We start from the raw sequence: 17,714 nt of genomic DNA on the forward strand, positions 1-17,714 counted from the left end.
GTCGGCACCGTGGCCGACTCGATCTCCCTGGCGCGCGCCCGGCGGCTCGCGCTCGGCGCCCAGGGCTTCGCGGCACCGCGTCCGGCCGTCGTCGGCACGCGCCAGCTGAACCTGCTGCTGGAGCGGCTCGGGCTGCTCCAGCTCGACAGCGTCAACGTCTACGAGCGCAGCCACTACCTGCCCGTGTTCGCCCGGCTCGGGTCGTACGACAAGGGGCTGCTCGACCGGCTCGCGTTCGAGGGCGCCGGACCGCGGGCGCGCTACTTCGAGTACTGGGGACACGCCGCGACGCTGCTGCCGATCGGCATGCTGCCCCTCATGCGGCACCGCATGGAGCGCCTCGCGCTGCGCCGGGACTGGGCCGAGTGGGAGGCCGCGAACCGGCCGATGATGGACTGGCTGCTGGCCGAGCTCGCCGAGAAGGGACCGGCCACCGCGAGCGAGATCGAGCACGAGGGCAACCGCCGCACCGGCCCCTGGTGGGGCTGGTCCGACGTGAAGAACGGCCTCGAGACGCTGTTCGTGCGCGGCGAGGTGTTCTCGGCCGGGCGCACGCGCTTCGAGCGCCGCTACGGGCTCGCCGACCAGGTGCTGCCGCCGGGCGCGCTCGACATCGTCGTGCCGAAGGAGGAGGCGGAGCGCGAGCTGGTGCGCCGGTCCGTGGTCGCCCTCGGGATCGGCACCGCCGCCGACATCCGGGACTACTACCGGCTGCCCTACCTCGCCGACGCGAAGGCCGCGCTCCGCGACCTCGTCGACGCCGGCGCGGTGCGCGAGCTCCGCGTCGACGGCTGGGCGGAGCCCGCCTACGCGGATCCGGATGCCGTGGTGCCGCGGCGCATCGAGACGGCCGCGCTGCTCTCGCCGTTCGACCCGATCGTCTGGGAGCGCAGCCGCGGACGCCGGCTGTGGGGCTTCGACTACACGATCGAGATCTACCTGAAGCAGCACGCGCGCCGCTTCGGCTACTACACGCAGCCGCTCCTGGTGGACGAGTCGCTCGCCGGCCGCATCGACCTCAAGAGCGACCGGCAGCGCGGCGTGCTGCGCGTGCAGTCCGCCTGGACCGAGCCGGGCGCTCCGGCCGAGGTGGAGCAGCGCGTGGTGCCGCTGCTGCGGGAGATCGCCGCCTGGCAGGGGCTCGAGACGGGCATCGAGGTCGTCGGCTGGGGCGACCTCGCGCCGCGCCTGGCGGGCGCGCTCGGAGCGCCGCTGCTCGACCGCGCCGCCGTCGCCGGACCCTGAGGCGGGTCAGCCGCCGAGCAGGCTCACGAAGAACGCGACGAGGATGCCGCCGATCGTGAGCACGAACCCGAGCACGACGATGCCGAGCAGGACGAGGACCGCGACCGGGAAGCGGCGGCGGAGCCGTCGTCCGGGCTCGGCGACGCCGATGGGCCGTCGCGACAGCGGCATCGGCGGCGCGATCGACGAGGGCGCCGGCGGGGTCGGCGCCGCGAACGGCAGCCGCTGATCCGGCGCGGATGGGATCGGCGCCGGTGCGGCCGCGGCGGCGGGGGCCGGTCCCGGCGTCCAGCCGGAGGCGGCGGCCGCGGCCGCGAGCCGGTCGTCGCGCCAGCGTCCCCAGCGGCTCAGCTTCTCGAGCAGCACGCCGACGACGCCGAACAGCCAGGCCCACGTCTGCGGGTCCTCGGTCGCGAGCCCGCCCTGCCGGTAGAGCAGCAGCCAGTCGTCGACGATCTCGATGTCGAGCAGAGCGGCGTTGTCGATGAAGCGCGCCATCACGTCGGGCGTGAAGAGGTACAGCGCATCCGTCTCGTAGCCCTCCGGGCAGTACAGCGCGAAGTACTTGTCGAAGTCGCCCTCGAGGCTCAGCCGCTGCCGGCCGGACGGTCGCACCGGCAGGTTGCTGCCGCCGAACAGGCCGTTGTTGCCGGTCGCGTCGAGCACGATGTTCGGCAGCGGCACGTCGAGCCGGATGGCCACGTACCCCCAGCGGTGCGTGACGGTGCGGGTGGTCTCGCCGTTCGACTCCGTCGTCGTGTACGAGTAGTCGCCGAACTCGACGAAGCGCGGAGTCGTGCCGCGCAGCGCATCCGCCGTCTTCCGGTTGTCGCCGAGGCCGAAGATCATGCCGGGCAGCTGCGGCTCGGGGATGGTCGCGCGGTACTCGAGGCCGTTCGCGGCGGCGAAGCCGGCCATCCGGTACCAGTGCCGCTCCCGGTTGCGCCGGGCCGAGATGAACGTCGGCACCGAGATCGCGACGGCGCCGCCCGCGATGACGAGGGTGCCGATCGCGATCGCGAGGCCGCCGCCGCGGGAGGCGAGCGCGACCCCGCCGGCGACGATGAGCAGGAAGACCAGCAGGACGGCGCCGAACACGATCGCGACGATCGGACCGGCGCCGCCCCCGGCGGGCAGCCCCTGGGCGGCGCGGAAGCCGACGGCCCAGCGCCGTGCCTCCTCGCGGCTCACGTCGGCGAGCAGCGGACGCGGGTCGAACGCGGCGGGTCGAGGCGGAGGCACCTGGCTCATCACCGAAGACGATACCGGCTCACTTCGGGAGCCGGTCGGCCGCGGCGACCGGGCGTCAGAACTTCGTGGCGCTCTCGAGCAGGCGCTGGATGCGGTCCTGGATCGGCGGGTGGGTGGAGAACAGCCGCGCGACGACGCCGGGCTTGTTGGGATCGCTGATCCACAGGTGCGACATCGACGTGTTCGTGCGGCGCACCGGACGGCCGTACTGGCCGAGCTTCGCGAGCGCGCTCGCGAGGCCCTCGGGGTCGCGCGTGGTGAGCGCGCCCGTCGCGTCGGCGAGGTACTCGCGCTGCCGCGACACCGCGGCCTGCACGACGCTGGCGACGAGCGGGGCGAGCAGCGCGGCGACCAGGCCGATCACGAGCATGATGATCGCGGCCGGGCCTCCCCCGTTGCTGTCGCTGCGGTTGCGGCCGCCGCCGGTGAAGAACATGATGCGCAGCGCCACGTCGGCGATGAGGCCGATCGCGACGACGAGCCCGAACACGATCAGCGAGACGCGGATGTCGTAGTTCTTGACGTGGCCCATCTCGTGGGCCATCACGCCCTCGAGCTCGCGATCGTCCATGAGCTCCAGGATGCCGGTCGTCGCGGCGACGAGCGCGTGCTGCGGGTCGCGCCCGGTCGCGAACGCGTTCGGGGCCGGGTCGTCGATGATGAACACCTTCGGCATCGGCAGGCCCTCGGTGATCGCGAGGTTCTCGACGATCCGGTACAGCCGCGGATTGTCGGCCTTCTCGATCTGCCGAGCACCGGCCATCGCGATCGTCTCCGACCCCGCGAGGAAGTACTGGAAGACGGCGTAGCCGACCGCCACGACGACCACCACGATCGGGATCGCCCAGCTGTCAGCGAGCCATCCCCAGAGCAGGCCGAGCGCCCCGACGATGATGATGAACAGCGCGATGATCAGGACCGTGTTGCGCTTGTTCCTCGCGATCGCGCTGTACATGCCGCGACCCTACCGGCGCCTGACTTGGAGCTCGTCTAGAACTGGACGCGCGGCGGCTCGCTGATCGCGGCCGGCTCGTCCACCTCGAAGAACTCGCGCTCGGAGAAGCCGAGCCCGCGCACGAAGAGGGTGTTCGGGAAGATCTTGATCTTCGTGTTGAGCTCGCGCACGCCGCCGTTGTAGAACCGGCGCGAGGCCTGGATCTTGTCCTCGGTGTCGACCAGCTCGCCCTGCAGCTGCAGGAAGTTCTGGTTCGCCTGGAGCTGCGGGTACGCCTCGGCCACGGCGAAGATGCTCTTCAGCGCCGACTGCATGTGGTTCTCGGCCGCACTCGCCTGCGCGGGCGTCGAGGCGTTGACCGTCTCGGCGCGCGCCTGCGTCACGTTCTCGAAGACCTGCTTCTCGTGCGCGGCGTAGCCCTTCACCGTCTCGATGAGGTTCGGGATGAGGTCGGCACGGCGCTTGAGCTGCACCGTGATGTCGCTCCAGGCCTCGTCGACGCGCACGTTCAGCGTCACCAGGCCGTTGTAGGTGGACCAGAGGTAGATCCCGATGATGACGACGAGGACGACGACGATGCCGACGGGGATGAGCCATTCCATGTCCGAATTGTACGGTCGACTCATGTCTGCCGCCATGGAAGCCCTCGAACGCCTGACGTCCATCACCCCGGACTTCCCCCAGCCGGGCATCCTGTTCCGCGATCTGACGCCCGTCTTCGCGGATGCGGAGGCGCTCCGGGTGGTCGCGGAGGAGCTCGTCGGCGACGCGGACGAGGGCGTCGGCGCGATCGCCGGCGTCGAGGCGCGGGGCTTCGTGCTCGCGGCCGCGGCGGCCGTCGCGACCGGTCGCGGTGCGGTGCTCATCCGCAAGGCCGGCAAGCTGCCGCCGCCGGTGCTGCGCCGCGAGTACTCGCTCGAGTACGGCACGGCCGCGCTCGAGGTCTCCCCCGCCATCGCGCCGGCCGGCACCCGGGTGCTGCTCGTCGACGACGTGCTCGCCACCGGCGGCACGCTCCGGGCGAGCATCGACCTGCTGCGCGAGGCCGGCCTCGAGGTCGCCGGCGTCGCGGTCGCGATCGAGCTCGTCGCGCTCGGCGGCCGGTCGAGACTGCCGGACGTGCCTGTGCGGGCGCTGACGTCGATCGACTGAGCGCTCGCACCGGCAGGTCGCGAGCGGCCTAGCGGCCGAGCAGCAGCAGCGAGTCGACGACGCGGTTCGAGAAGCCCCACTCGTTGTCGTACCAGGCGACCACCTTGACGTGCCGTCCGTCGACCCGGGTCAGCGCCGCATCGAAGATCGACGAGGCCGGGTCTCCGGTGATGTCGCTCGAGACGAGCGGGGCGTCGCTGTACGCGAGGACGCCGTGGAGCGGGCCGTCGGCCGCCGCCCGATAGGCCGCGAGCACCTCCTCGCGCGTCACGACGCGCTCGACCGTCGTGTTCAGCTCGACGATCGAGCCGACCGGCACGGGCACGCGGATCGAGTCGCCGGACAGCCGGCCCTCGAGCCGGGGCAGCACCAGCCCGATCGCCTTGGCGGCGCCCGTGGTGGTGGGCACGATGTTCACGGCGGCGGCGCGGGCGCGGCGGAGGTCGCGGTGCGGGCCGTCCTGCAGGTTCTGCTCCTGCGTGTACGCGTGCACCGTCGTCATGAAGCCGTGCTCGATGCCCGCGAGGTCGTCGAGCACGGACGCCAGCGGGGCGAGGGCGTTCGTGGTGCAGGAGGCGTTGGAGACGATGCGGTGCACGGCCGGGTCGTAGGCGTCGCTGTTCACGCCGTAGGCGATCGTCACGTCGGCCCCGTCGGCGGGTGCGCTGATCAGCACCCGTCGGGCGCCGGCGGTCAGGTGCGCGCCCGCGGCCTCCGCCGACGTGAAGCGGCCGGTCGATTCGAGCACGACGTCGATGCCGAGCTCGGCCCAGGGCAGGTCGGCGGGCTCGCGCTCGGCGAGCACCCGGATGCGGCGGCCGTCGACGACGAGGGCGTCGCCGTCGACCTCGACCGTGCGGCCGAGGCGGCCCAGCGAGCTGTCGTAGGCGAGCAGGTGCCCGAGCGTCGCGGGTGCGGTCAGGTCGTTCACGGCGACGACTTCGAGGTCGGCGTCGCGCTCGAGGATCGCCCGGAGGGTATTGCGGCCGATCCGGCCGAATCCGTTGATGGCGATGCGGGTCATGGTGGGTCCTTTCGACGGTTCACGGCCATGGTCGGCCGCCGCGTCGGACCGCGACAGTGGCGTGGACGACACCGGGCGCAAGGATCTCGCCATCGTCGGGGGAACGGCCGATCCGGTCGAGCGGTCCGGTCAGGCGGAGAAGGTCCTGCGGTACGCCGTCGGCGACGTGCCGAGGATCCGCCGGAAGTGGAGCCGGAGGTTGGCGGCGCTGCCGAGCCCCACCCGGTCGGCGATCTGCTCCACCCCGAGATCAGAGCGCTCGAGCAGCTCCCGGGCCGCGTCGACCCGGGCGCGCAGCACCCACTGCATGGGTGTGTACCCGGTGTCGTCGGCGAAGCGCCGCGAGAACGTGCGCGGCGACACCCGCGCCTCCCGTGCGAGCGCCGCGAGCCCGATCGGCTCCCCGAGATGGGCCAGCGCCCACTCGCGCGTGCCGGCGAAGAGGTCCCCGAGCGGCTCCGGCAGCGTGCGGGGCACGTACTGCGCCTGGCCGCCGCTGCGGTACGGCGCCGCGACGAGGCGTCGTGCGACGTGGTTCGAGAGCGCGACTCCGTGATCGCGTCGCACGAGATGGAGGCAGAGGTCGATGCCCGAGGCCGCGCCGGCCGAGGTGAGCACGTCGCCCTCGTCGACGAACAGCACGTGCTCGTCGACGCGGATCGAGGGATGCCGCTCCTGCAGGGCACGCGTGTAATGCCAGTGCGTCGTGGCGCGCCGCCCGTCGAGCAGCCCCGTCGCGGCGAGGGCGAACGCGCCCGTCGAGATCGCCGCGAGTCGCGCGCCGCGCTCGTGCGCACGGCGCAGCGCGGCGATCACGGGCTCCGGCGGTCGCGTGGTCGCCGGCTCGCGGTAGCCGGGAACGAACACCGTGTCGGCCTCGTCGACCGCCTCGAGGCCCTCGGCGACGGAGTACGACAGCCCGTCGCCGCCCGCTACGAGGCCTGGCGCCGCGCCGCACACCCGAACGGCGTAGGGCATGCTCGGGCGGTTCGCCAGCACCTGGGTCGGGATGCCCACATCGAGCGGCTTCGCGCCGTCGAGCACGAGCACCGCCACGCGATGGATCGGCGCGGTCATGGCGATGCTCACGCGCCGAGCACGCGGTCGAGGTAGGGGTTCGCGAACACGCGGTCCGGATCGAGCCGGTCGCGCACGGCGAGGAAGTCGCCGAACCGCGGGTAGCGCTCCGCGAGGCTCGCCGCGTCCTGCCGGTGCAGCTTGCCCCAGTGCGGGCGGCCGTCGAACGAGCGCAGGAGCGCATCGGCCTCGCCGAAGTACGGCTCCGGGTCGTCGAGCAGGTGGCGGTGCACGGCGATGTAGCCGGACTCGCGCCCGTACGCCGTCGAGAGCCAGTTCTCGTCTGCCGCAGCGACCCGCACCTCCACCGGGAAGGAGACGCGCCAGCCGCGGTCGTCGATGAGCGCGCGCAGCGCTCGGAGGGCCCCCGGCAGCGCCGCCCGCGGCACCGCGTACTCGCACTCCCGGAATCGCGCCGTGCGCCGGTGCACGAACACGCGGTGTGCGGCATCGACGTACTCGCGGTGCCCGTACGCGCGCGTCGCGAGCCGGTTGATGCGCGGCGTCAGGGCCGGGGCGACGCGGCCGACCGCGCACGCCGCATCGAGGCCCGCGTTCGCGAGCACCGTGTCCTCGAGCCACTCCGCGACGCGGCCGAGCGGGCGGGCGCCGGTCTCGAGCGGCAGCCGCGTGTTCGTCTTCGTCATGACGCGGTCGGTGTGCGGCCACCAGTAGAACTCGAAGTGGTCCGCGGCTCGGGCGCGGTCGTCGAGCTCGTCGAGCACCAGATCCCAGGGCTCGGGCGCCTCGACGGCGCGGAGCAGGAACGCGGGCACGCACTGCAGCTCGATCTCCGCCAGCACGCCGAGCGCACCGAGGCCGAGACGCACGGCCGGCAGCAGCTCGGGGCGCTCGTCGGCGGCGACGCGCAGCACGCCGCCGTCCGCGGTCACGAGCACGACCCCGGTGATGCGCGCCGCGAGCCCGCCGAAGCGCAGGCCGGTGCCGTGCGTGCCGGTGCTCGTCGCGCCGGCGAGCGTCTGCCGGTCGATGTCGCCGAGGTTCTCCATGGCGAGGCCGTGCGGCTCGAGCAGCGCCGGCACCTCCCAGAGCCGCGTGCCGGCGGCGAAGCGCGCCCGGCCCGTCGCGGCGTCGACGCCGAGCAGCCCGCGCATCCGCTCGAGGTCGACGAGCACGCCCGGGGCCTCGGCGATCGCGGTGAAGGAGTGCCCCGCGCCGACCGCCTTGACCGGCAGCCCGCGTCCCCGCGCGCGGCGAACCACGTCCTGGAGCCCCGCGGTCGTCGACGGGAGGGCGATCACCGCGGGACGCGCGTCGACCGTGCGCGCCCAGTTGCGCCAGCGGCTCACAGGAAGGTCCGCCCCTCGCCGCGGTAGGTCGGCAGCTCGTCCACGACCTCCCCATCGCGCACGACCGCGAGCGCGTCGAGATGCTCGCTGAGCTCGCCCGCCTTGGTGTGGCGCAGCCAGACCCGGTCGCCGACGCGGAGGCCGCGGGCCGCGGGTCCCTGCAGCGGGGTCTGCACCTCCCCGGCGGCCTCGCGGGGCAGCATCCGCAGCCCCTCCGGCCAGACCACGCGCGGCAGCCGGTCGGCCGCGGGCGGACCGGAGGCGATCCAGCCCCCGCCGAGCAGCGTGGCGATGTCGTCGGCGGGACGACGGACGACCGGCAGCGCGAACGCCGCGGCCGGCGCCGGGCGGAACTGCACGTAGCCGTCGAACAGGTGCGGGCCGAACAGCCCCGATCCCGCCGCGACCTCGGTGACCGAGGCGTCCGCGTGCGTGGACTCGATCGAGCCGGTGCCGCCGCCGTTGACGAACTCGAGCGGGCGGATGGCGGACACCGCCGCGACGGCCGCCGAGCGCCGGTCGGCGAGCTCGGCCGCGCTCGCGCGCTGCATGGCGCGCACGGGCGCGTTCGCCGCGCCGGCGTTGACGACGCCGGCGATCTGCGCCTCGTACGCCATCATCCCGACGAGCCGGAAGCCCGGGCGGCGCTCCACCTCGGCGGCGAGCGCCGCGGCCTGCCCCGGCTCGTGCACCGGCGAGCGTCGCACGCCGAGATGGCCCAGCAGCGGATGCCGGAACGACGCGTCGAGCTCGATCGCGACGCGGATCTCCGCTCGCGAGCCGGGCGCGGTGACCGCGTCGACGAGGTCCAGCTGCGCGGCGTCGTCGACCATGATCGTCACGCGCGACGCGAGCGCCTCGTCCGCCGCGAGCCGGCGGAGCGCGCCGCGGTGCGCGGTCGGGTAGCCGACGACCACGTCGTCCCAGGTCTCCGCGAGCCAGAGCGCCTCCGGCAGCGTGTAGGCGAGGATGCCCGCGTAGCCCGGCAGCGCGAGCACCGCCTCGAGCACGCCGCGCACCCGCACCGACTTCGAGGCGACCCGGATGGGCAGCCCGTCGGCGCGGTCGAGCAGCCCGTGGGCGTTCGCGGCGAGCGCGTCGGCGGCGAGCACCCCGAACGGCGGATCGAGCCGCGCGGTGGCAGCGTCGAGCGCGGGCCACCAGGCGGCGGGGTCGTGCCAGGGGGCGGCATCGGGGCGCGGCAGCGGCAGCCGGACGACGGGGACGGTCATCGCACCCCCTTCACGCCGAGCACGCAGAGCGCCCCGGCGACGGCAGCGACCGCGGCGAGCACGAACAGCCCGGCGAACCCGCCGAACGCGGCCACGACGAGCGCGCCGATCAGGGGCGCGAGGGCCTGCGGCACGGCCGTCGCGATGTTCATGATGCCGAGGTCCTTGCCGCGGTCCGCCGCCTCGGGCAGCACCTGGGTGGCGAGCGCCTGGTCGACGGCGAGGAAGCAGCCGTAGCCGAGGCCGAGCAGCGCGCCGCCGACGATCGCGGCCGGGAGGGTCGGCACGGCCGCGAGCAGCAGCGCCGCCGCGCCGACGAGCACGGACGACAGCACGACGAAGGGCTTGCGGCGGCCGACCCGGTCGCTTATCCGGCCGAGCACGAGCGCCGCCGCGAGCACGAACACCATGTAGACGAGCGACAGCAGCAGCAGCGCGTCCTCCGCGTCCGGCAGCCGCAGCCCGAACTCGAGGAAGTAGAGCAGCAGGCCGGTGCCGAGCGCGTTCCCGACGTTGACGAGCACCCGGCCGGCGAGGGTCCAGGCGAAGTCCGGGTGCGCGCGCGGCGGGATCCACAGGCCCGCGACGATCGACCGGAGCGTCAGCGGCGGCCGGTCCTCGAGCCGGAGGACGGCGTCCGGCATCCGGAGGAACGGGATGACGAGCACCAGCAGCAGTGCCGCGAGCGCCGTATAGCCGCCCACCCGCCCCGGGATCAGGACGGTCACGAGCACGATCGCGAGGATCGTGCCGAGGGCCTGCGGCGCGGACACCAGTCCGGAGACGAGCCCGCGCTGGCGCACCGGCACCCGGTCGGAGATCGTCGCCGTGAGGGCCGAGGTGAGCACGCAGAACCCGACGATCGCGGCCGACCAGGCGATGCCCATGCCGAGCAGCGTGGTCTGCGGACCGAGCGAGAGCAGGGCGGCCGCGAAGACGAGCGCGCCGGCCGCGATCCACGGCCGCCGGCGGCCGAAGCGCGAGGTGGTGCGGTCGCTCAGCGCCCCGGTGAGCGGGAAGGCGATCGCCGCGCAGACGCCCGCCACGCCGGAGATCACGCCGAATGCGACGACGGAGCGGGTCCAGTCCGCCGACCCGACGACGCCCTCGACCTGCAGCGGGAGCAGCGCCTGGTACGGGCCGAGCTGCGCCATCCAGACGCCGAGCCAGGCCGCGGCGAAGGCGGCGAGCCAGGTGGCGCCGACCGGGCGCGCCGGCTCGGCGAGCGCGTCGGGCGGACCCGCGGGCGCACCGGAGGCGGAGCTCGCCGTGGAGCCCGGCACCGCGCCGGGCGCGGTCGGCCCGGGAGGCGCCGCGGTCATCCGGCGACCGGACCGGCGGCGAGCGGCGCGGGGCGGCGCGCTGCCGGATCGGCCATCCGGGCGTGGGCGGTCATCGCGTCCGCCGCCAGGGCGATGTTCTCGGCGGCGCGCTCGTCGTCGCGGTCGGCGAGCCAGGCGAGCGTGATGCCGTCCGACAGGACGGTCAGCAGCCGGGCCAGCCGGTCCTCCGGCGCGTCCCAGACCACGCCGAACCGCCGGGCGCCGATGCGCAGCAGCTCGCGCGCGAGCTCGTGGTACTTCGCGTACTGGCTGCGCGGGAGATCGGAGAGCCCGGGCGTGCGGAGCGCATGCTGCGTGAGCTCGAACATGCCCTGCTCCCGGCCGGGATCGCGCCGCACCAGGTCGAGATAGCCGGTGAACGCCGTGCGGACCGCGGCGTGCAGGTCGCTCGACTCCTCGAGCAGCGACAGGAACGTCGCATCGCCCTCCTCGGCGACCACGTGCGCGACCGTCTCGCGCAGCAGCTCGTCGCGCGACGCGAACACGCGGTGGAAGGCGGCGAGCGGCATGCCCGCCTCGGCGCTGATGGCGCGGGTCGTGGCGGCCGCGAGGCCGGACCTCGAGATGACGCGGAGGGCCGCGGCGATGAGGAGCTCGCGGCGCTGCCCGGTGGGGAGTCGCACGACGTCTCCTTCCTGGGCGGGAGCGCCGCCGCGCGGTCCGATGCCGAGATCGGGACAACTGTCCCAGATGGGCGTCAGCCGATCAAGAACCGGGAGCACGGAGTGTCCGGTTGGACTTCCGGGCCCCGGCCGGGTGGGATGGATACCGGGTGATCGATACCGACCGGCGAGAGAGGGGCTCGTCCCGGACCGGGACGGCCGTGCCCTCCCCTGCCCGGATGCGCGCCGCGCTCCTCGCCGCCGCGGGCGCCGCGCTCGCGATCGCGGGCGCGCTCGCCGTCGCCGCGCCGGCCTCCGCCGCCGACCTCGCGATCACCTCCCCCGCCGATGGCGCGTTCGTCTCCGGCAGCGCCGCGCGCCTCGCCGGAACGGGCGAGGAAGGCGCGGCGATCCGCGTCGACGTGCCGGGCGGCGTCGGATGCTCGGCCTCGGTCGCCGGCGGCACCTGGGATTGCGACGCGACGCTGCCGAGCGGGTCGGTCACGGTGACCGCGACGCAGACCTCTGGATCCGGGGCGACAGCGTCTCCGACCCCGACGCCCTCCCCCGCGCCGGGGTCATCGGTCTCGATCACGCTCCGGGTGCTCGGCGCCCCGGCGATCACCGGAGCCGACCCGATCCGCTCGTCGGGCGACGTCGTCGGCACGGGCTACCCGCAGGCCGAGCTCCGGCTCTCGTACACGCCGGTCGGCGGCGGCCCGGCCGACTCCATGGCCTGCCCGGCCGTCGGCGCGGACGGCAGCTGGCGCTGCAGCACCGACCTCGGCGAGGGCGACTGGCTCGTCACGGCACGGCAGTCGGCGCCCGGCCACCCCGAGCAGGCGTCGCCGGAGAGCGCCGCGCGGCGCGTGTCGATCGACCGGACGCTGCCCGCGGCCCCGGTCGTCACCTCGCCCGCGGCCGGCACCCGCATCGCCGACGGCGCGATCGCCGCGGCCGGCACCGGGGAGGAGGGCGCGCACGTCGACGTCTACGCGAACGGGGTGCTGGTCTGCTCGACGACCGTCGCCGGGGGCGCCTGGAGCTGCCGCAGCTCCACCCCGATCGACGACGGCACGGTGCAGGTGCAGGCCGTGCTCCGCGACGCGGCCGGCAACTTCTCCGCGCCGAGCGCGCCCGTGGAGGTCGTGATCGCGGCCGCCGGCGGCAGCGCGCCGCCGAGCGGCAGACCCTCCGCGCCCGGCACCACGGCGCCGAGCCCCGGCGACGGCTCGCCGACGCCCGGTCCGCGCGGCTCGGGACCCGGATCCGGCGGCTCGGGCGGCGGATCCGGTGACGGCTCGGGAGGCCTGGGGGGCGGCGGTGCCGACGGCACCGGAGGCCCGGCCGGGGGCTGGGGCGCTCCCACCGGCTTCGGCTCGCAGCTCGCGAGCGCGGTCGGCGTCGCGGCCGCGGCGCCCTGGCTGCTCGGCCTGACGGTCGCCGCGGGGTTCGTGCTGCTCGTCGCCCTGCCGCTCCGCCTGCTCGCCGGCGCGCTGCGCGGCCGGCTCGCCATCCGGCTGCCGAGCCTGACCGGCCGGAACCGCCCGCGCGTCCCCGGACTCGCGCCGGGTCTCACCGCGACCGGCGACGGCGACGGCCCGCCCGCCTGGGTGTCGCGGCTCGCCCCGCTCGCGCTGTCGCTGCTCGCCGCCGGGGTCATCGCGGCGCTCGCGTTCGGCGTGCAGGGTCAGCCGCGCTACGCCCGGCTGCTGCTCGCGATCCTGCTCGCCCTCGCCGCCCTCAACGCCGTCGGCGTCGTGCTCGCGGGGGCGCTCGCGGCGCGATCGGAGGGGGTCCTGACGGCGCTCCGCTCCGTGCCCCTGCTCCTCCTCGCCGGCGCCGTCGGCGCGCTGGCCTCCCGCCTCGCGGGAATCGAGCCGCCGCTGCTCGTCGGAGTGGTGCTCGCCTCCGCCGCCGGCACGGCGACCGGTGCGCGCGTGGCGACGCGGACCGGCGCCCTCGTGCAGCTCGCCCAGCTCGGCACGCTGCTCGCGCTCGGCGTGCTCGGCTGGATCGGGCACGGTGCGGTCGGCGCCGCCGAGGGGTTCTGGGGCGCCGGGCTGAGCGAGGTGCTCGCCGCCGTCGCGATCGCCGGGCTCGGCTCGGTGGTCGTGCTGCTCGTGCCCGTCGGCCCGCTGCCCGGTCGGGCGGTGTTCGAGTGGTCGCGGTGGGCCTGGATCGGGCTCGCCGTGCCGGCGGTCGCGGTCGCGACCGTGGCCCTGGCGCAGGGCGCGTTCCCGGTCGCGGGGGCCCTGCTCGGCGCGCTCGCCGTCGCCGCGGTCTGCGTCGGCGTGTGGGCGTGGATCCGCTACGTCGAGCCGGCGCTGGCGGGGCGATGATCGGTCGCGGCGGAGCGCTCGTCGTCGCCGGGCTCGAGCTGGGGATCCCGGTGCTCGCCGCGCCGATGGCCGGCGGTCCGACGACGCCCTCCCTCGTGCTCGCCGCGGCGCGCGCCGGATCGCTCGGCGTGCTCGCGGGCGGCTACCGCACGGCGGACGACCTGGTCGCGCAGGCCGAGGAGGTGCGGGCCGGCGGCGCGCCGGTGGCCGTCAACCTGTTCGCGCCGAGCCCGCTGCCGGTCGACCGGACGGCGTACGACGCCGTGCGCCGGCTGCTCGAGCCCGAGGCCGCGAGGCTCGGCGTGGAGCTGCCGGCCGCGCCGATCGAGGACGACGACGGCTGGGACGCGAAGATCGCGGCCCTCACGGCGCTGCGTCCCGAGCTCGTGACCTTCACGTTCGGCATCCCGCCCGCCCGCGACCTCGCGGCGCTGCGGGCCGCGGGCGCGGTGCTCGGCCAGACGGTCACGACGGATGCCGAGGCGGCTCGCGCGGCGGACGCGGGCGTCGACCTGCTCGTCGTGCAGACCGCCGACGCGGGCGGGCACTCCGGCACGCTGAGCCCGGGTGACGCGACGGCATCCGGGTCGCTCGCCGAGCTCGTCGCGGCGGCGTCGCGGCTCGGGATGCCGGTGATCGCCGCCGGCGGGGTCGGCTCGCGGTCCGCCGTCGTGGCGGCGCTCGAGGCCGGCGCCGCGGCCGTCGCCGTCGGCACCGCCCTGCTCCGAGCGGACGAGGCCGGCACCTCGGCCGCCCACCGAGCCGCGCTCGACGACCCGCGCTTCGACGAGAGCGTGGTGACCGCGGGCTTCACCGGGCGACCCGCCCGCGCGCTGCGGAACCGCCTGGCGGGCCTGCTCGACCCCGGGCCGCTCGGCCGTCCGCCGATCGGCTACCCCGCCATCCACCACCTGACGCGGCCGCTGCGTGCGGCCGCCGCGGCAGCCGGCGAGCCCGACCTCGTGCACCTCTGGGCCGGGACGGCCTGGCGCGACGGTCGCACCGGACCGGCGGCGGAGCTGCTGCACGAGCTCGCGCCCTGAGCGACACCGCCACGCACTCGCCGGCTGAGGAGGTGCGCCAGCCGGACTACGCGGACTCGCGCACCACGAGGCGGCTCTCCACCCGGCGCACGTCACCGGGCGCGACCGTGCCGTCCGGATCGAGCAGCTCGTCGAGCAGGTCGAACACGGTCGCCGCGACCTGCTCGCGGTCGACGGCGATCGAGGTCAGCCGCGGCGTCAGGTAGGTGCCGAGCGTGAGCCCGTCGAAGCCGACGACCCGCACCCGCTCCGGCACGGCGGCGCCGACCCGGCGGCACGCGTCGAGCACCTCGAGGGCCATGAGGTCGTTGAAGGCGATGATCGCGTCGACGCGGCGACCGCCGGCCAGCAGCTCCTCGACCGCGGCGCCGATCGACGCCGGCGCGTGCACGAAGCGCGGCAGGAAGCCGCGGCGACGCAGCGCCTCCGCCGCGGTCGCGAGCCGGCCCTCCGGCTCGCCCTCGCCGTCGTCCGCGTCGAGCAGCACCGGATGCCGCACGCCGACGTCGACGAGGTGGTCGGCGAGCTCCTCGATCGCCGCCGCCGGGTCGAGCATCACGGCCGCGCCGAGCGGCGGGCGGCCCGGATCGAGCTCGACGACCGGCATCGACGACAGCACGCCGGCCCAGTCCTCGGGACCGCCGCCGACGTAGCCGACCATCGCATCGACCTGCTCGGCGAGGGCGCGAACGCTGGCCGCGCGGTCGCGGCTCGGCGCCACATCCGCCACCGCGACGCCCCACCCGCGCTCCGCCGCGGCGCGCACGATGGCCGCGGCGAGCTCCGGCGAGTACGGGTTGGTGAGGTCGTCGACCACGAGCCCGACCTGGCGGATGCCGCCCGACACGAGCCCGCGGGCATGCCGCGACGGCCGGTAGGAGAGCCGGGTCGCCGCGTCGAGCACCCGCTGCCGGGTGCCCGAGCTGATGCCCGCCATGTCGTTCATGGCGCGCGTGACCGTCTGCCGCGAGACCCCGGCCGCCGCGGCGACGTCGAGGATCGTGGCCGGCTTCACTACGACCTCAGATCGAGCCAGGCCACCTGCTCGGGGCTCAGCTCCACGCCGAGCCCGGTCATCGACGACCGCGCCTCGGCGATCGAGCGGGGGCCGAACAGCGGGAAGGTCGGGAACGGCTGGCTCAGCACGTACGCCAGCGCGATCGCGGTGGCCGGCACGCCGTACTCCGCGCCGAGCTGCCGCGCCCGCGCGAGCCGCTCGAAGTTGTCGTCGCCGTAGTAGCAGCGCACGAGCTCCGCGTCGGAGCGGTCGGCCGGATCGGCGCGGGCGAAGAAGCCGCGTGCCTGCGACGACCAGGGCAGCAGCGGCACCTGGCGCTCCTCGAGCCAGCGCTTCGACTCGGGGTCGGTGACGTGCCGGCAGCCCGCCCACGGCACGTCGTAGGCCTCGGCGAGGCCGAAGTGGTTGCTCAGCACCGAGAACTCCTGGCGGCCGTTGGCCCTGGCGTACTCGTTCGCCTCGTCGAAGCGCGCGAGCGACCAGTTCGATCCGCCGTAGACGCGGATGCGGCCCGCCCGGTAGTGCTCGTCGAGCACGTCGACGAACTCCCCCACCGGGATGTCCTCGTTGTCGCGGTGCATCATGTAGATGTCCGCGTAGTCGGTGCCCTGGCGGTCGAGGCTCTCCAGCAGCTGCCGGGTGAGCGACTCCGGGTCGCAGAACGGCGTGTGGGCGCCCTTCGTGATGACGACCACGTCCTCGCGGACGCCGCGGTTCTGGATCCACTTGCCGAGCCGGGGCTCGAGCACGCCGCCGCCGTAGATGTAGCCGGTGTCGAAGACGTTGCCGCCCTGCTCGACGAAGTGGTCGAAGATCGCGGAGGCCTGAGCCAGGTCGGGCTGGTTGTCGACGCCCATGACGAGCCGCGACATCCGCTTGCCGACGCCCGCGATCTCGCCGAAGCGCATCGGGTTGTCGTCGCGGACCGCGAGCGGGCGGCCGGACACCGTCGGGATGTCGGACTCCTCCGTCTCGAACGGGTAGCGGAGGCCGATCTCGGCCCGCCACAGGTCGAGCAGCCGCGCGATGGAGAGGCTGTCGTCGAGCGTCACCTCGGCGGCCTCGCCGCCGGCCGCGGCGATCGTCGCATCGGCCTCGCGGGCGTAGGGCCAGCCGTCGGAGAACGCGATCGTGCGCGGCTCCTCGCCGGCGACGCTGACGAGGATCTCCTGCTCGGACTGCAGCGTCCACGGGTCGTCGAGGTGGATGCGCCCGCGGGAGCCGTAGATGGTGACCGCGTTCGTGTCGGTCAGCGTGACGCCGGTGCGGATGGAGGCCGTGATGCCGCCCGGGAACACCAGGTCGGCGGTCGTCCACTCGTCGACGCCGGTCGGGCCGATCGTGCCCTTGGCGCTGAGCTCCGTCGGGTCGACGGCGTGCTTCCCCGCCGCGGCGCCGGCCACGATGCGGGCGATGCTGAGCGGGTAGCAGCCGACGTCGAGGATGCCGCCGCCGGCGAGCTCCGGATCGAAGTTGCGGCCGCGCCGCTCGGTGCTGCGGAAGGCGAACGACGCGTCGATGTGGGTGGTCTCGCCGATCGCGCCGTCGCGCACCAGCTCGAGCAGGGCCTTCGTCTGCGGGTGGAACTGGTACATGAACGCCTCGACGAGCGTCACGCCGGCCTCGCGGGCGGCGTCGACCATGGTCATGACGGTGCCCCAGTTCGGCGCCATCGGCTTCTCGCACAGCACGGCCTTGCCGGCGGCGATCGCCTCGAGCACGAGCCGGGCGTGGCCGGTGTGCACGGTCGACACGTAGACCGCGTCGATCTCCGGGTCGACGAGGATCTCGGCATGGGTGCCGGTGCGCACCTCGGTGAAGCCGTGCTCGGCGGCGTCGGCCGCGAGCGAGTCGGCGCGGCCCGGATCGGCGCTGCCGACGGCGACGAGGTCGCCGCCCGAGTGGGGCAGCTGCGACACGAAGCGACGGGCGATGCCGCCGGCCCCGAGGACGGCCCAGCGGGCGCGGGCAGTGGTATCGGACATCGTCATCCCATCCGGTCGGGGCGGGGACGCGCTGCGGATCGGTGCACCGCAGCGTGAACCCTCACGGACATCCGACGTTAGCGACCACGCCGCCGCGCGACAAGTCCGACACCCGGGATTCCCGGGCCCGGCTTG

General features: G+C 75.0%; 15 protein-coding genes. 4 read left to right on the forward strand and 11 right to left on the reverse strand.

Annotated elements, in window-relative coordinates; translation table 11 throughout:
- Positions 1 to 9: 9 nt before the first annotated feature.
- Complete coding sequence (locus AC1RSJ_RS10745; protein ID WP_493118373.1) at positions 10 to 1,245, forward strand: winged helix-turn-helix domain-containing protein; 1,236 nt, start codon at positions 10 to 12, stop codon at positions 1,243 to 1,245.
- A gap of 6 nt (positions 1,246 to 1,251) precedes the next feature.
- Here the strand turns inward: AC1RSJ_RS10745 and AC1RSJ_RS10750 are convergent, their stop codons facing one another.
- The 3 genes from AC1RSJ_RS10750 to AC1RSJ_RS10760 are packed head-to-tail and all read right to left on the reverse strand — an operon-like array spanning position 1,252 to position 4,053.
- Positions 1,252 to 2,496 (reverse strand): hypothetical protein, encoded by a 1,245-nt coding sequence (locus tag AC1RSJ_RS10750; protein WP_493118374.1) that lies wholly within the window; start codon positions 2,494 to 2,496, stop codon positions 1,252 to 1,254.
- 55 nt (positions 2,497 to 2,551) lie between these two features.
- A complete protein-coding gene (locus tag AC1RSJ_RS10755) occupies positions 2,552 to 3,451 on the reverse strand; it encodes a M48 family metalloprotease (protein WP_493118375.1) in 900 nt (299 codons plus the stop codon).
- A gap of 35 nt (positions 3,452 to 3,486) precedes the next feature.
- Positions 3,487 to 4,053: a LemA family protein gene (locus AC1RSJ_RS10760; RefSeq protein ID WP_493118376.1), complete on the reverse strand. Its 567-nt coding sequence runs from the start codon at positions 4,051 to 4,053 to the stop codon at positions 3,487 to 3,489.
- 22 nt (positions 4,054 to 4,075) lie between these two features.
- Between AC1RSJ_RS10760 and AC1RSJ_RS10765 the strand changes: the two genes are divergently transcribed.
- A complete protein-coding gene (locus tag AC1RSJ_RS10765) occupies positions 4,076 to 4,603 on the forward strand; it encodes an adenine phosphoribosyltransferase (protein WP_493118377.1) in 528 nt (175 codons plus the stop codon).
- 28 nt (positions 4,604 to 4,631) lie between these two features.
- On the opposite strand, the gene gap is transcribed toward AC1RSJ_RS10765, so the two are convergent.
- The 6 genes from gap to AC1RSJ_RS10795 all read right to left on the reverse strand — a co-directional run bounded on the left by gap (position 4,632) and on the right by AC1RSJ_RS10795 (position 11,212).
- Positions 4,632 to 5,627 (reverse strand): type I glyceraldehyde-3-phosphate dehydrogenase, encoded by a 996-nt coding sequence (gene gap, locus AC1RSJ_RS10770; protein ID WP_493118378.1) that lies wholly within the window; start codon positions 5,625 to 5,627, stop codon positions 4,632 to 4,634.
- 129 nt (positions 5,628 to 5,756) lie between these two features.
- Positions 5,757 to 6,704 (reverse strand): GlxA family transcriptional regulator, encoded by a 948-nt coding sequence (locus tag AC1RSJ_RS10775; protein ID WP_493118379.1) that lies wholly within the window; start codon positions 6,702 to 6,704, stop codon positions 5,757 to 5,759.
- An 8-nt stretch (positions 6,705 to 6,712) separates the two neighbouring features.
- A complete protein-coding gene (locus tag AC1RSJ_RS10780; protein ID WP_493118380.1) occupies positions 6,713 to 8,014 on the reverse strand; it encodes a D-arabinono-1,4-lactone oxidase in 1,302 nt (433 codons plus the stop codon).
- On the reverse strand, positions 8,011 to 9,246 hold the full coding sequence (locus AC1RSJ_RS10785) for an alanine racemase (RefSeq protein WP_493118381.1): 1,236 nt from the start codon (positions 9,244 to 9,246) through the stop codon (positions 8,011 to 8,013). Before AC1RSJ_RS10785 ends, AC1RSJ_RS10780 begins: the two co-directional genes overlap by 4 nt.
- Entirely contained in the window at positions 9,243 to 10,568 is a 1,326-nt protein-coding gene (locus AC1RSJ_RS10790) for an MFS transporter (protein ID WP_493118382.1), read from the reverse strand. Before AC1RSJ_RS10790 ends, AC1RSJ_RS10785 begins: the two co-directional genes overlap by 4 nt.
- Positions 10,565 to 11,212, reverse strand: coding sequence for a TetR/AcrR family transcriptional regulator (locus AC1RSJ_RS10795; RefSeq protein WP_493118383.1), 648 nt, complete (start codon positions 11,210 to 11,212; stop codon positions 10,565 to 10,567). Before AC1RSJ_RS10795 ends, AC1RSJ_RS10790 begins: the two co-directional genes overlap by 4 nt.
- A gap of 218 nt (positions 11,213 to 11,430) precedes the next feature.
- Between AC1RSJ_RS10795 and AC1RSJ_RS10800 the strand changes: the two genes are divergently transcribed.
- Entirely contained in the window at positions 11,431 to 13,533 is a 2,103-nt protein-coding gene (locus AC1RSJ_RS10800) for a hypothetical protein (protein WP_493118384.1), read from the forward strand.
- Positions 13,530 to 14,576 carry a nitronate monooxygenase gene (locus AC1RSJ_RS10805; RefSeq protein WP_493118385.1) on the forward strand — a complete coding sequence of 349 codons (1,047 nt, stop codon included), beginning with the start codon at positions 13,530 to 13,532 and terminating at the stop codon, positions 14,574 to 14,576. Before AC1RSJ_RS10800 ends, AC1RSJ_RS10805 begins: the two co-directional genes overlap by 4 nt.
- Before the next feature lie 46 nt (positions 14,577 to 14,622).
- Here AC1RSJ_RS10805 and AC1RSJ_RS10810 read toward each other — a convergent pair whose 3' ends face one another.
- Both AC1RSJ_RS10810 and AC1RSJ_RS10815 read right to left on the reverse strand, forming a co-directional pair.
- The gene (locus tag AC1RSJ_RS10810) at positions 14,623 to 15,591 is read right to left on the reverse strand and encodes a LacI family DNA-binding transcriptional regulator (protein WP_493118386.1); all 969 of its coding nucleotides are present in this window, start codon (positions 15,589 to 15,591) and stop codon (positions 14,623 to 14,625) included.
- A complete protein-coding gene (locus AC1RSJ_RS10815) occupies positions 15,591 to 17,579 on the reverse strand; it encodes an aldo/keto reductase (protein WP_493118387.1) in 1,989 nt (662 codons plus the stop codon). The genes AC1RSJ_RS10810 and AC1RSJ_RS10815 overlap by 1 nt, the downstream gene beginning before the upstream one ends.
- Positions 17,580 to 17,714 lie beyond the last annotated feature (135 nt).

The organism is Schumannella sp. GW821-FHT10F01 (genome assembly GCF_058809295.1).

Bases quoted from the DNA above. Each gene is read 5' to 3' on its own strand.
- AC1RSJ_RS10750 (WP_493118374.1), bottom strand. From the start codon at position 2,496: ATGAGCCAGGTGCCTCCGCCTCGACCCGCCGCGTTCGACCCGCGTCCG.
- AC1RSJ_RS10755 (WP_493118375.1), bottom strand. From the start codon at position 3,451: ATGTACAGCGCGATCGCGAGGAACAAGCGCAACACGGTCCTGATCATC.
- AC1RSJ_RS10760 (WP_493118376.1), bottom strand. From the start codon at position 4,053: ATGGAATGGCTCATCCCCGTCGGCATCGTCGTCGTCCTCGTCGTCATC.
- AC1RSJ_RS10765 (WP_493118377.1), top strand. From the start codon at position 4,076: ATGTCTGCCGCCATGGAAGCCCTCGAACGCCTGACGTCCATCACCCCG.
- gap (WP_493118378.1), bottom strand. From the start codon at position 5,627: ATGACCCGCATCGCCATCAACGGATTCGGCCGGATCGGCCGCAATACC.
- AC1RSJ_RS10775 (WP_493118379.1), bottom strand. From the start codon at position 6,704: ATGACCGCGCCGATCCATCGCGTGGCGGTGCTCGTGCTCGACGGCGCG.
- AC1RSJ_RS10785 (WP_493118381.1), bottom strand. From the start codon at position 9,246: ATGACCGTCCCCGTCGTCCGGCTGCCGCTGCCGCGCCCCGATGCCGCC.
- AC1RSJ_RS10790 (WP_493118382.1), bottom strand. From the start codon at position 10,568: ATGACCGCGGCGCCTCCCGGGCCGACCGCGCCCGGCGCGGTGCCGGGC.
- AC1RSJ_RS10800 (WP_493118384.1), top strand. From the start codon at position 11,431: ATGCGCGCCGCGCTCCTCGCCGCCGCGGGCGCCGCGCTCGCGATCGCG.
- AC1RSJ_RS10805 (WP_493118385.1), top strand. From the start codon at position 13,530: ATGATCGGTCGCGGCGGAGCGCTCGTCGTCGCCGGGCTCGAGCTGGGG.
- AC1RSJ_RS10815 (WP_493118387.1), bottom strand. From the start codon at position 17,579: ATGTCCGATACCACTGCCCGCGCCCGCTGGGCCGTCCTCGGGGCCGGC.